Below are 12,241 nucleotides of genomic sequence, written 5' to 3' on the forward strand. Positions count from 1 at the left end.
GGGCATCGAACCACAGGGAGCGTACGAGCGGCACCCGGCCGGCGGGCCCGAGGGGCACGCCGGCCGGGAAGGGGCGGAAATCAGACGCGGAAGGACAGCGACAGCGCGAAGCGGTCCGTGCTGTCCGTCCACCAGCTGCTCAACTCCAGTCCGGCCGCAGCGAGTTCGGCCCGCACGCCGTCCTGGCGGAACTTGGCCGAGACCTCGGTCCGCAGGTCCTCGCCCGCGGTGAAGCTCACCGCCAGATCCACTCCGGGGATCTTGACGGTCAGGTCCTTGCGGGCCCGCAGGCGCATCTCGATCCACTCGCGCTCGGCATTCCACAGGGCGACATGGTCGAAGTCCGCCGGGTCGAAGTCGCCGCCCAGTTCGCGGTTGATGACCTCCAGGACGTTCTTGTTGAACGCGGCCGTCACTCCCTGCGGGTCGTCGTAAGCGGCCACGAGCGTGGCCTCGTCCTTGACCAGGTCGGTGCCGAGCAGCAGCGCATCGCCCGGGGAGAGCATGGTGTGCACGGAGTGCAGGAACGCGGCGCGCTCCTCGGGGAGCAGATTGCCGATGGTGCCGCCGAGGAAGGCGAGCAGCCGCGGGCCGGGGGTGCCGGGGAGTTCGATGCCCTGCTGGAAGTCGGCGACCAGCGCGTGCACGCTGAGGCCGGGATGCTCGGCGAGCAGCGTCTCACCCGCCACGGCCAGCGCGGATTCGCTGACGTCGATGGGCACATAGGAGTGCAGTTCGGTCAGCGCGCCCAGGAGATGGCGGGTCTTGTCGGAGGAGCCCGACCCCAGCTCGATCAGGGTGCGGGCTCGGGTGGCCGCGGCGATGTGGTCGGCACGGGTGAGCAGGATCTCCCGCTCGGCGCGGGTCGGGTAGTAGTCGGGCAGCTTGGTGATGTCCTCGAACAGCTCGCTCCCGCGGGCGTCGTAGAACCACTTGGGCGGCAGCTGTTTGGGGGTACGGGACAGGCCCTGGGTGACGTCGGCGCGCAGTGCGGCCGCGGTGGCGTCGGCAGGGAGGGTGCGGGTGATGCTGAGCGGGCTCACGTGGCGGGCTCCTTGAGCGGGGTGAGGTGGACGTCGGTTCCGGTGGCGCGCAGCAGGGTGCGGTCCGGGACCTCGGTCCAGTGGGGGGAATCGTCGTACGGTTCGGAGGCGACCACCGTGCCGCCCTGGGGAACGGCCAGGTGGCACAGCGTGTCGCCCCAGGTGGTGGCGGCGATGGCGGTGCCGTCGGTCAGCAGCAGATTGAGCCGGGAGGCGGGTGCGGCCGCGGCGACCGCCGCCACCGTGCCCGCCAGCGCCTCGCCGAGCTCGTCGCCGCGCGCCAGCCGGTGGCGGACCATCGCCCACAGGAACGCCGCGTCGCAGCGGGCCGGCAGCCGCAGCAGCTCTCCCGGCGGCAGCTCGGCCGCCAGCGGGGCGAGCGAGTCCGGCCAGCCGGACACCGCGCCGTTGTGGCTGAACAGATAGCGCCCCTCGGCGTACGGCGCGGCCGCGGCCTCGGCGTCCGCACCGGCCACGGTGGCATCGCGCACCGCGGCAAGCAGCGCGCCGGAGCGCACCACCCGCCCCAGGTCGGGCAGCAGATCGTCGCCCCAGATCGGCCCGGCCCGCCGGTAACGGGCGGGCACCGGATCGCCCGGCGCGTACCAGCCGACGCCGAACCCGTCGGCGTTGACCGTCCCGTACCGCTGCCGGCGCGGTTCCCACGACTGCCGGTACAGGCTGTGCGGCGGGGCCAGGACCACCTGTCCGAGGGGGATTTCGGGCCCCAGATAAGCAAGGTGACGGCACATCAGGCACCGGCCTCCCGGGTCGGCTCAGCCGCGGCCGTCATGCGTCCGCCGCCGGGTCGGCGTCCCGGGCGGTGCGGAACCCGGAGAAGATCTGCCGGCGGATCGGCAGGTCCCAGTTGCGGAAGGTGCCCCGGCAGGCGACCGGGTCGACGGCGAACGAGCCGCCGCGCAGCACCTTGTACTCGTCGCCGAAGAACACCTCCGAGTACTCCCGGTAGGGGAAGGCGGCGAAGCCCGGATACGGCAGGAAGTCGCTCGCCGTCCACTCCCACACATCGCCGATCAGCTGCCGTACGCCCAGCGGGGACTGTCCGTCCGGGTAGCTGCCGATCGGTGCGGGCCGCAGATGCCGCTGGCCGAGGTTGGCATGCGCCGGTGTGGGTTCCTCGTCGCCCCAGGGGTAGCGCCTGGCCCGCCCGGTCACCGGATCGTGCCGGGCGGCCTTCTCCCACTCGGCCTCGGACGGCAGCCGCCGCCCCGCCCAGCGGGCGTAGGCGTCCGCCTCGTACCAGCTCACATGGAGCACGGGCTCGTCCGGCGGCACCGGTTCGGTCACCCCGAACCTCCGGCGCAGCCACTGGCCCCCGTCGCGCTTCCAGAACAGCGGTGCCCGCAGCGCGTGCTCCTGCACCTGGGCCCAGCCCTCCGGGGCCCACCAGCGCGGGTCCTCGTAGCCGCCGGCCTCGATGAACCGCTGGTAGGCGCCGTTGCAGACGGGGGTGGTGTCGATCAGGAAGGAGGGCACCAGCCGGTGGTGTGCGGGCCGCTCGTTGTCCAGCGCCCAGGGCTCGGTGGAGGTGCCCATGGAGAACGGCCCGCCGGGCACCAGGACTTCCGCGGGCAGGATCTCAGCGCCGGAGACCACCAACGGCTCCGCCTCGGTGAGCACAGCGGGCCCCGCACGGAGCTGGTGGGTGATGAGCATGGTCTCGTCGTGCTGCTGCTCATGCTGGGCGATCATGCCGAAGGCGAAGCCGGAGTCGAGCAGCGGACCGCCGTGCAGCTCGGTGCGCTCCAGGATGTCCAGCACCCGGCCACGGACCTCGGCGACATAGCCGTGCGCCTCGTCGGGCGCGAGCAGCGGAAGCGAGGGGCGCCGGGCACGGGGGTGTTCGAAGGCGTCGTAGACGGAGTCGATGTCCGGGCGCAGCGCGTCCCGGCCGCCCACGGTGCGCAGCAGCCACTGCTCCTCCTGGTTGCCTATGTGGGCCAGGTCCCACACCAGCGGGGACATCAGGGGGGAGTGCTGCGCGATGAGGTCGGGCTCCTCGACACAGGTGGTCAACAGGCGGGTGCGGTCACGGGCGGCGAGCAGCGCCGAGGCCGCGCGCTCACGCAGGAGCTCGGGATCGGGGGTCACTGGCTGTCCTTCCCAACGATGAGATCGCCCTCCGCGGCGTACAGGGCGTCGAGATGATCGTCCGCGGGGCAGCGGCCGCGGGCCACATACCGCTCGGTGAACTCCGCGACCGCGGCGAGCACTTCGGGGGAGGCGCCGAGCCGGGGCAGGGCCTCCTGCGCGGCGGCGAAGCAGGCCACCGCCGCCGTGTGCAGTTCCGGGTCGGTCAGCGCCGCGCGGGCGGCGCGCCGCCACAGCGGATTGCGCGGGGCCGGCCGGGAGCCCGCCGTCTCCGCAAGGGGCTTGACGACGCGGTACGCCCGCTCCGCGGCCTCCGGGTCGTCGAACAGCGCGGCCGTGACGGCCAGCGGCACGACCCACCCGGCGTCGCCCGACTGTGCGTCGATCATCCGCAGTTCCAGATGGCCGCGCGGCCGTACCGGCGGGAAGAGGGTGGTGAGGTGGTACTCCAGATCCTCCCGGGTGGGCGCTCTGGGCACGCCGGTACGGATCCACTGGCGGAAGGTGAGCCCTTCCGGCGCGTGCCAGGGCCCGTCCTCGGCGCGGATGCACATCACCGGGGCGTCCAGGACATACGCCACCCAGGCGGTGCGCGGATCGGGCCCCTGCGGCGGGGCGAGCGTACGGCCCGGGTCGAGCTGCGACCAGACGACCTGGCGGGTGGTGCGGTAGCCGGTGGGGCAGCCCTCGCTGGTGGGCGAATTGGCGAAGGCCGCGGCCAGCACCGCGCCCAGCAGGTGCGCCAGCAGCCAGCGCCGGCCGTGCCCGAGCGGCCCCGGCTCCTCGTAGCCGGCGTCCACACACACCTGCACGGAGGCGGTGGCGCACATCATGGACCGGCCGGCGGAGCCCCAGCGGTCGAAGTACGCCTCCATGGCGTTGTAGCGCGGTTCGGTCAGCACCCGCTGCGGGAGGTGCCACGGGTTGTGACCGTGGCCGGCCATGCCCAGGCCCATGGCCAGCATGGCGGGGCGGACCAGCGCGAGATCGGCGGTGACCGCCTCGATGCACTCGGTGAGGGTGCGGGCGGGGAGTGAGCTGAGCTCCAGCTGGCCGCCGGGCTCGAAGGTCAGCAGGGAGCTGAGGGGAAGGGCGCGCAGCGTCGTCGCCGCGCTGTGCAGCCGGTCGGGTTCGAGGGGACGTCGGGGGTTGCGCGCGTCGTGGACCAGCCATTCGATCTCGACGCCGATACGGCGCGGAGGCCCCGTCTTGAAGCATATTCCGCGCAGGTGAGCTTCCAGCTCCGCTTCTGTTTCCGCAGGCCGTACGGGCATGGAATCCCTCTCCCTGGTGGGGTGGCGGCAGGATTGCCGCCCTCCACCTAATCCGCTGCGGGCGATGCGCTCAAGGGCGCTTTCGCGCCGCGGTCGGCGGGACGGGCCGTCACGGGGCGAGCGGGCCGTCCGGGCCGGGAGACCCCCGGACGGAGCCGCGGCGCCCTCCCGGCGCCAGGACGGCCTCCCGGCCCGCCGCGGCGGCCGGCGACCGGACCGGCGGATGGCGGACGGGGGCCACGGGGGCGTACGGCCGTTCGAGTGAGTGCGGGGTGGGGTGCGTTTTGCCGTGACGGTCCTCAGAAGTCATCTCGTTTGGCGAGCCTGCGGTAGCAGACCAAGGTGCAGGCGATGCTCGTGAAGGGGAGGACGTTCGCTGCCTGGCGTTCGTAGCGTCGGTGGAGGCTTCGGCAGTTGGCGAGTCAGGCCATGGTGCGTTCGATGGTCCAGCGGCGGCGGCGGCCCGATCGCTGGGAAGTCTCGATCCCCTTCGGGGCGATACGGTGGGTGATGCCGCGCTCGCGTAGCCATCGCCGCAGGTGGGAGTAAGTCGTAGCGTTGGACGGCGTGGAGTTTGGCCGGCTTGCGTCGTCGACGTCCGTGGCGGGAGTGGATCGGCGGTAGGCCTTTCACCAGAGGGCCCAGGGCTGATCCGGCACCAGCCGCTCCACGATCCCCACCACGGCCCTTAGCCTACCGAGCCAACCAAGTGAGATGACTTCTTGGTACTCCAGCTGTAGATCGTGATCTTCATGTCTGGGATGCGGCTTGTCTCTGGTAATGGCTGGTGTGTGATCGCTGCTAATGGCGGCGGCGCCGGTCGGACCAGCCGAGTCGGTGGGCGGTGTCGTGCAGCGGCTGGACGACGAGCGTGATGAACAGGCGCTGGATCTCGTTGCAGGACAGCGGAACCAGCGCGTCCGGGGTGGGGTTACGGGCGTGTCCGTCGGCGCGGCCGACGGCCAGGAAGGCGTGGGCGAACATCGCGAGGGTGACCCAGCGGGTTCAGGAGGCGTATAGGCAGCCACTGTGGGGCGAGCCTTGAAGATCATGGCCGCAACGTCGTGCTTTACCGGGCAGGTCCACAGACTGCCCGACGCGCCGGAAGCTTACGGGGCCATGATCACTCGCCCCAAAGCAGCTCCAGCCCAAAGCCGCTCCGCCGACCTCGCTGTGACCGACGGCAGTACCGCGTCAGACGATACTTTCGTTAATTCGCTTACGAGCTTTCTCGTAAAGAAAATTGGGAACTGGATCATCTGCGCCCACAATTTCCTGATATTCCGCTGCCAATGACCTAGTTACTTGTTCCACCTCCGCGATCGAGTCCATGCTCCCTAGAATGCTTGACTCGAATGTGAGTCGATGGCGAAGGCCGGTATATCGGCGCGCTGAATTCTTGTAAGAGGCGCCCTTTCGCTCGGATCCCAAGTATGAGGCTGTTGCCGCTACTGCGCCTGACACCGCAGAAGCCACCCCCCAAGCTTTACTGCCACCAGTCGCAATGACTGTTCCTGCGACTGCTGATACGAGAGCCGGCAGGAAAACGAACAAACGGCCCACTGCCTCAGAGAATTTGGCCGCCTCAAAGTAAGCCTGTGCGCTGTACAGAGAATTACCCTGAAGTCGCTCCAGTTCTTTGCTGTAAGGAGCTGTCTCTTCTTCGCTCAGAGCCATGAAACGGCCTTTCCGGTAAGAGGGAGCTGAGGCGAGTCGAGAAGGTACGCGCAGATCCAGTTCAGGTCAGGGAATGCGCCCTGCACCTTTCTGAGTAGTCTCGGAGAGCAGTAGTCTGCGTCATAGAGGGCCACGAGAAGGGCGCGCCGCATGTCGCTTTCGGGCTCCTCCTCGAACCGATGCAGCAGTAGCTGCGATTCTGAAAGGCTTGCGTGATTTCCGATATAGCGCGCCGCGAATTCCCTTGGGAATCTCACTCTATTTCGGTCTTGAAGGATACCCCAAGCGCGCTCCAACATCACCTCGTCGCGGGTTCCGGTCTTAATGAAATAGCGTAGTATTCGCTGTTCAAGGTAGGGGTAGCTTCGACTTTCCCCCTGCTCCATGAATGCGCAGAGGTGCTTCGCAATGTTTTGATGCCCGCGATAGAGGGACTCGAAGTAGTTGAAGATCTCGCGGGCGAGGTTTGCGACGAATCTGAGGTTTTCGAGACACCATTGAACTGCATAGTCGTCCCGAATTTGCCGGAATCTATTGAGTGCGAATTTCAGATCACGCATATCCAAAGGTTCCTGGTCGACAATTTCTCTGAAGTAGCGTCGCAAGTCTTCTCTGGACCCTGGGGCCGAAATGTTAATGTTATACGCGAGAGCCGTCTTGTATGTGTCGTCGAGAAAATCCCTCGCCTGCTTCGGTTCCCATATTCGAGTTTTGCTTCCAGAGGATGAAAGTCGCCGTGATCGCAATATTCGGTTGATTCCTGCAAGGGCATCCCTGAGGGTGTTCCAATCGGAGTGGAAGATCATCATGTCATCCGAATAGCGGACGAATTCGAGGTTACTCTTCCTGAGATATTCATCGACTGGAGCTAGGTATAAATTGGCTAGAACCCCAGAAGCGTCGGATCCTTGCGGCAAACCCCAGGCGTGATTGATGTCCTGGAAGTTCATCAAAAACCTGCCGAGCCTCTCCAGTGTCCAGACGTCAGGCGTGACGGCGTACAAGTCATCTGCGAGAGTGGCTATATCGACGTGCTCGTAAAAAGAAGACACGTCTGTGGCAGCGATTCGAAGGCCTGCATCGCGGTTGACTAGCCTGATCGAACGCATGCGCATGCGCAGCCATGCGCTGATAGGGAATCCTATCTGGCTTGCCTTGGAGTCCCAGCGATAGCTGTATACATTTCTAGAAATGTTGGAGTCGATCGCTGAGGCGAGGCGAAATACGAGAGCGTCGTAAACAAGATGGTCCCGAACGGAAAACCTACTGAGAGGCCTAACGTCGATTGCCCCTTTAGGGTACTCAAGTATCTCCGTGTTTAGCGGACCGCAATTCCCGCCTTGCACCTCTTTGTCAATTGCATCCCTGATCGCAGACCACTGATGATGCAAATCTGCATGGGAGATTATGTCGGGTATTTCGGATGCTGCCTGCGAACGCAGAAGGAGACGCTTGGCAACGTTCAACTCTCGCTTCAAGGTGATGGTACTCACCGGCCCCCGGGCCCCCTTAAGTGTGGGACACACCCGCTCTCCCTTGGAGGTGAATCGTAGCCCAGGTAGGAGCACTTTTCGGACCGTCAGGAAGATCGGAACTCGTCGCTCGGTGATATGCAGAACGGAAGTGATCGTTTGGGAGCGATTCCCTGCCGGACCACCCCGCCCCTGCCAGGGTTTGAGGGGTGGTCCGGCGTCATGTCTGCGGTTGTTGCGCGTGGCGCCTCTGGCCGGTCGCAAGCCGGCAGGGGTCAGAAGCGTTGTCGGCCGCCGGGTACTGGATCGACTTGCGGCACTCCGGCGCATTGTGGGGCACGGGCTCTTGGTCGAGCGCATGGCAGAGCGCAGCATGGACCCGCTCCGCGTCAGCTACGGTCAGCCGCAGCGGAGCGGTTGCAACCAGGTCTCCATGGCGGGTGATCTGGAGCGTCAGCGCCATCTGCCCGTCTGGCTCCCGGTTCACGGACTTACTCGCTACCGGTGCGATCTCCCATCCCGGTGTCTCCCGTGCGGTCCGGCTCATCCGCTTGTCCCGCTGTCACCTGTCGACGGCTTGCCCTGCTCGGCCTCCTCGTCATCGGGTTCGGGCAGCCGTTCGCCTCTGCTCTCAGCCACCCTCAGCGCGTCCCGAAGTGCCTCGCACAACCGAGCACTCAGGAATCGGAGTTCCACGGCGTTGGCCTTCTGGTCTTCGAGCATCTTCGCCGCGTGGTCGAGCAGTTCGGCGCCCATCTGGAGCTGGACCTCTTCCATTTCGTCGGCTAGCTGTGAGAGCGGGCTGTTGCCGTCGTCGGTCGACAGGTATGAGCGCTGTCCGGCCGGACCGGGCCAGGGGAGAAGACGCGGGTTGGCGCTCACAATGTCACCGCCATCCACGGCGAGTCGCACAGTGAACTGGCGTAGCGGTCAGACTCGGCTCGGCGCTGTGTCGGCTGCTCGTGGGCAACGAGGTAGGGGCGGACGAGCTGAACGTCCTCAGCGCGGATCGGGTCCCAGAGGTACGGGTCAAGGACCCGTGGCACGCTGAAACTGATCGTCGGCGTGTCGACGCAGCCCACCACTGGGCGCGTCCTCACCGCGCGGTGGTGCCCCGGAGCGGGCAGTAGGACTTTCAGCAGCAACTCGAAAAACCTGCCGATATGGTTCCGCATGTCGACCTGCTTCCATCAGGTTGGCCATGCCTCGGGGTGCCGTCACGCACCGCCGGGGTCCTGTCTCGACAGTCAACGACCGTCTTTGGCCAAGAGGCAGTGTTCATAAGGGGGTTCACGTGCACACGAGGGGTTCGCGGTATCGCTCAAGGGGGTTCGCGATGAACCCCCTTGGCCGCATCTGGTGTGACACGATGAACACTTGACGTGACGCCCGGGGGGTGTGCTCAGAACGTGAGCAAAGAACCGAACCGCAAGTTGGCCGCAGTCATGGCGGAGGCCGGAGCCTCGAACAAGGGACTGGCCAAACGGGTCCGTGAGGTCGCGCAGCGGCACGGCGAACATCTCGGTACGACGCACGTGGCCGTTCAGCGATGGCTGGACGGGAGCGGTATCCAGCGGCAGACAGCCGTGTTCGTCGCCGAGGCGCTGAGCGCCAAGTTACGACGGAGGGTCGCGCCGCAAGATCTAGGATTTCCCGGTGCTGCGCCGGCCCCCACTCCCGCGGTCGGCATGGGCTACGACGGTTCGCTCGCCGAGACGCTGAGCGCTCTGGACGGCCTTACGCACCAGCGTCCGGAAGACGGGCCGTCGGACGAGCCACAGCTCCCGGACGTCGATGTGCACGCCGCCGTCCTCTCCTGGCTTGTCGCCCGCCCGGAAGGTGTGCCGACCGATGTTCCCGCCGCTCGTCGGGTCGGCATGCGTGACGTCGCCGCGATCTGGACCGCAGCCGGGTTCTTCATGCAGCTGGACTTCCAGTTCGGCGGCGGACACGCGCACAAGGCGTTCCGGCACTACTTCCGGGAAGACGTGCTGCCTTTGCTGGGATGCAGCTACAGCGCCAAGGTGGGCGAGGCGCTGTTCCAGGCCGCAACGGAGATGTCACAGCTTCTCGCCTGGACCGCGTACGACAGCGGAAACCATGCCCTTGCCGACCGCTACATGCTCTCGACGCTGCGGCTGACCCAGGTGGCGGGCGACCGCATGATGGGCGCACGCATCCTGGCCAATATGAGCCACCAGGCCAATTACCTGGGCCAGGTGCCCTGGGCTCTGACGCTGGCCCGCGCGTCGGTGGAAGGGGGGAAGGCCGGCTCCACGCCCCGCGCGATGGCCTTGTTCTCTGCCCATGAGGCACGTGCCCTGTCCACGGCCCAGGACCACAAGGGCGCTGCCCGCGCGATGAGCGAGGCCGAGAGGTTCTTCGAGCGTGCCGACAGCGCAGACGATCCCGAATGGCTCTCGTACATGGACGAAGCCGAGCTAATCGGGGAGTTCTGTCACTGCTTCCGTGATCTCGGACAGGGCGCCGAAGCCGTCCGCTTCGCCGAACGCGCTGTCGAACTCACCAACCCCAAATACGCCCGTACGCTCGGGTTCTGCCGCATGGTGCTCGCGCAGAGCCAACTGCTGAACGGTGACCTTGACGCCGCCGTGACGACCGCCGGCCTCGCTGTCGAAGCCGGGGATGCCCTGGAGTCGGCTCGGTTCCAGCGGTACGTGGGCGACTTCCAACGTGAGGTGTCCGCTTACGGGATGCACCCTGCCGTTCAGCAGTTCAGCGGGCAGGTGCGGGACGCGATGAACCGGCTGGACGACGAGTAGCCGTGGTCACCCCGGGGTCCAGTCGCGCGGTGCGTCCTCGTTCCGGAGCGAGGAGATCCGACGGGCGTACTCCGCAGCCGTCTCGGCGCTCTCGGACACGTTCTGCATGAGCCATGTGGTCATGTTGAACTCCTGCACTGCGCGGAGGGTGGCGAAGCCCGACCACGTACGGAGATCCCACCCATAGGCGCCAACGAAGGCGCGGTACTGTTCCTTGGTCTGCCATCCCAGGCTGTGATGCTCGGTGGCGGTGACCATCAGATCCCACTCGGGGTGGTCGAAGCTGAACCGCTCCAGATCGATCAGGATCACCTGATTGTTCCGGTCCACCATCAGGTTCTGCACATGAGCGTCCCCGTGTACGGGCCCCTTCTCGGACTCGAACCGAAGGTCCGCCACACGGTCCCGCAACTCACGCGCGCGCTTCCGCAGGAACGCGCGGTCGTCCTCCGGTATGTCGACCGCCGCATTGATCCGCCGGTCGGTCCGGTCCAGGACGGGGTACGGAGGCAGGTTCAGCGTGTCCGGCAGGCTGAGCGAGTGCAGATCCCGGAGGACCGCGCCCAACTCTCCGTACGTTGCCTTGCGGGCGCCCTCCTCGATCAGATGCCAGAACGTCACCGGATGGCCACCGACGACCAACGGTTGCTCCAGGTCATCAACTACGCGCGTCACGGGGAAACCCTCGCGCGACAGCCAGCGCGACACCTGAACCTCGCCCCGGGCCGAGTCCAGGTATTCCGTCGAACGGGCGATCCGCACCACCACAGGGTGGGCAGCCAGCCGAAACAGCGCGTTCTCCCCCAAGCGGATCAGGCGCGCTCCATCACCGTCGAGCCCCGCCCGTCGACACGCCGCGGCCAACACCTGTGCAGCGGCGCCCGACGTGAACCCCTCTCCTGTGCTCCGCTCAGCATCAGACGGCATGCCCGTATCCACTCCCTCAACACCGCCAACCCAGTAGCGCAGACCGCCGAGGCAGGCAGCGGCCGGCAACAGACATCAAGGCGACCGTACCCGCGGGCAGTGACGGCAGACGGGGGCGGGGCATGTCGAGCGACCGCTCTTGGGGCACCCCTCTGGGCAAGCGCGCCGAAGCGTGGATCATGAGGCCGTGACGAAGTCAACGGAGAAGATGACCCCGGTCGAGATGCCAGATCTTGAGCCAAAGCTCTCCGCCTACCAACAGGCGATGCGGGAACGGCTCCTTGCAGCCCCCGTGATGCCGGCCCCCGGACCCTGGCGATCCGTTGCCCTTGTCCCTGTCGGCGGGCTCCTCGGAATCGGCTTCGCGTCGCATCCCGAGGACCGCCGCGATCTGGTGATGGTCGTCTCAAACGACGGTCACGGCCTCTTTGATGCCGTCACTGGGGAGAAGATCGCCAGGGACCGCGAACCCGACCCCGAGGACGAGACTCCCGACAGCACGCCGGACCTGTCCTGCCCCGGCCTGGGACCGATCACCGGAAGCCGGGTACACGTAGCGGGGCTCTTCGGCGGAGGACTCCACACCACCACCGCAGACGGTTGGTATCTGGAGGTCGTCACCCCGGCGTGGCCGAATGACCGGGTCCTGCTCTCCCGTGACGGCGGGCTGCCTCACTCCGGTCCCCACGGTGAGCGGTGGTGGCACATCTTCCACTCGAACTACTCCGAATTCCGGGCAGCCGGCTTCTCACCCTCCGGGCAGACCATCGCCGTCGCAACGAGCAGCGACATTTCACTGTGGACACGCAAGACGGGGCACAGTCACTCCAGCCGCGCTGAGCACTGATCGGACCGGACTGCGTGTCAGGTCCGGCTGAAGCACAGCCGTCCTGCCAGACCTCCCCATCAGTGGAGTCAACAATGCTGCAGGTCAATACATATAGGCGCGCCCG

Annotated in this window: 10 protein-coding genes and 1 pseudogene; 2 read left to right on the plus strand and 9 right to left on the minus strand. The window is 66.8% G+C overall.

Features of this window, described 5'->3' with window-relative positions; genetic code table 11:
• Nucleotides 1-80 precede the first annotated feature (80 nt).
• The 8 genes and pseudogenes from egtD to CFW40_RS31345 form a co-directional block, all read right to left on the minus strand.
• Nucleotides 81-1,043, minus strand: coding sequence for an L-histidine N(alpha)-methyltransferase (gene egtD, locus CFW40_RS31310; RefSeq protein WP_088801133.1), 963 nt, complete (start codon nucleotides 1,041-1,043; stop codon nucleotides 81-83).
• Nucleotides 1,040-1,795, minus strand: a complete 756-nt coding sequence (egtC, locus tag CFW40_RS31315; RefSeq protein WP_088801134.1) for an ergothioneine biosynthesis protein EgtC — start codon at nucleotides 1,793-1,795, stop codon at nucleotides 1,040-1,042. The genes egtD and egtC overlap by 4 nt, the downstream gene beginning before the upstream one ends.
• Before the next feature lie 37 nt (nucleotides 1,796-1,832).
• Nucleotides 1,833-3,155: an ergothioneine biosynthesis protein EgtB gene (egtB, locus tag CFW40_RS31320; RefSeq protein WP_088801135.1), complete on the minus strand. Its 1,323-nt coding sequence runs from the start codon at nucleotides 3,153-3,155 to the stop codon at nucleotides 1,833-1,835.
• Entirely contained in the window at nucleotides 3,152-4,429 is a 1,278-nt protein-coding gene (gene egtA / locus CFW40_RS31325) for an ergothioneine biosynthesis glutamate--cysteine ligase EgtA (protein WP_088801136.1), read from the minus strand. The genes egtB and egtA overlap by 4 nt, the downstream gene beginning before the upstream one ends.
• Before the next feature lie 801 nt (nucleotides 4,430-5,230).
• A pseudogene (locus CFW40_RS31330) lies at nucleotides 5,231-5,434 on the minus strand (IS701 family transposase); the annotation flags it as partial.
• 189 nt (nucleotides 5,435-5,623) lie between these two features.
• Complete coding sequence (locus tag CFW40_RS36780; protein WP_143034523.1) at nucleotides 5,624-6,106, minus strand: hypothetical protein; 483 nt, start codon at nucleotides 6,104-6,106, stop codon at nucleotides 5,624-5,626.
• Nucleotides 6,097-7,599, minus strand: coding sequence for an RNA-directed DNA polymerase (locus tag CFW40_RS31335; RefSeq protein ID WP_176956327.1), 1,503 nt, complete (start codon nucleotides 7,597-7,599; stop codon nucleotides 6,097-6,099). The genes CFW40_RS36780 and CFW40_RS31335 overlap by 10 nt, the downstream gene beginning before the upstream one ends.
• Nucleotides 7,600-8,121: 522 nt before the next feature.
• Nucleotides 8,122-8,460 (minus strand): hypothetical protein, encoded by a 339-nt coding sequence (locus CFW40_RS31345; protein WP_371127053.1) that lies wholly within the window; start codon nucleotides 8,458-8,460, stop codon nucleotides 8,122-8,124.
• 527 nt (nucleotides 8,461-8,987) lie between these two features.
• Here CFW40_RS31345 and CFW40_RS31355 point away from each other — a divergent pair.
• A complete protein-coding gene (locus tag CFW40_RS31355) occupies nucleotides 8,988-10,361 on the plus strand; it encodes a sporulation protein (protein ID WP_088802491.1) in 1,374 nt (457 codons plus the stop codon).
• A gap of 6 nt (nucleotides 10,362-10,367) precedes the next feature.
• On the opposite strand, the gene CFW40_RS31360 is transcribed toward CFW40_RS31355, so the two are convergent.
• Nucleotides 10,368-11,288, minus strand: a complete 921-nt coding sequence (locus CFW40_RS31360; protein WP_088801139.1) for an aminoglycoside phosphotransferase family protein — start codon at nucleotides 11,286-11,288, stop codon at nucleotides 10,368-10,370.
• 208 nt (nucleotides 11,289-11,496) lie between these two features.
• On the opposite strand from CFW40_RS31360, the gene CFW40_RS31365 reads away from it, so the two are divergent.
• The gene (locus CFW40_RS31365) at nucleotides 11,497-12,135 is read left to right on the plus strand and encodes a hypothetical protein (RefSeq protein WP_088801140.1); all 639 of its coding nucleotides are present in this window, start codon (nucleotides 11,497-11,499) and stop codon (nucleotides 12,133-12,135) included.
• Nucleotides 12,136-12,241 lie beyond the last annotated feature (106 nt).

The sequence above is a fragment of the Streptomyces sp. 2114.4 genome (assembly GCF_900187385.1).
GTDB classification, from domain to species: Bacteria; Actinomycetota; Actinomycetes; order Streptomycetales; family Streptomycetaceae; genus Streptomyces; species Streptomyces mooreae.

Excerpts from the sequence above, each read along its gene's own strand:
- egtC (WP_088801134.1), bottom strand. The coding sequence starts at position 1,795 with ATGTGCCGTCACCTTGCTTATCTGGGGCCCGAAATCCCCCTCGGACAG.
- egtA (WP_088801136.1), bottom strand. The coding sequence starts at position 4,429 with ATGCCCGTACGGCCTGCGGAAACAGAAGCGGAGCTGGAAGCTCACCTG.
- CFW40_RS36780 (WP_143034523.1), bottom strand. The coding sequence starts at position 6,106 with ATGGCTCTGAGCGAAGAAGAGACAGCTCCTTACAGCAAAGAACTGGAG.
- CFW40_RS31360 (WP_088801139.1), bottom strand. The coding sequence starts at position 11,288 with ATGCCGTCTGATGCTGAGCGGAGCACAGGAGAGGGGTTCACGTCGGGC.
- CFW40_RS31365 (WP_088801140.1), top strand. The coding sequence starts at position 11,497 with ATGACCCCGGTCGAGATGCCAGATCTTGAGCCAAAGCTCTCCGCCTAC.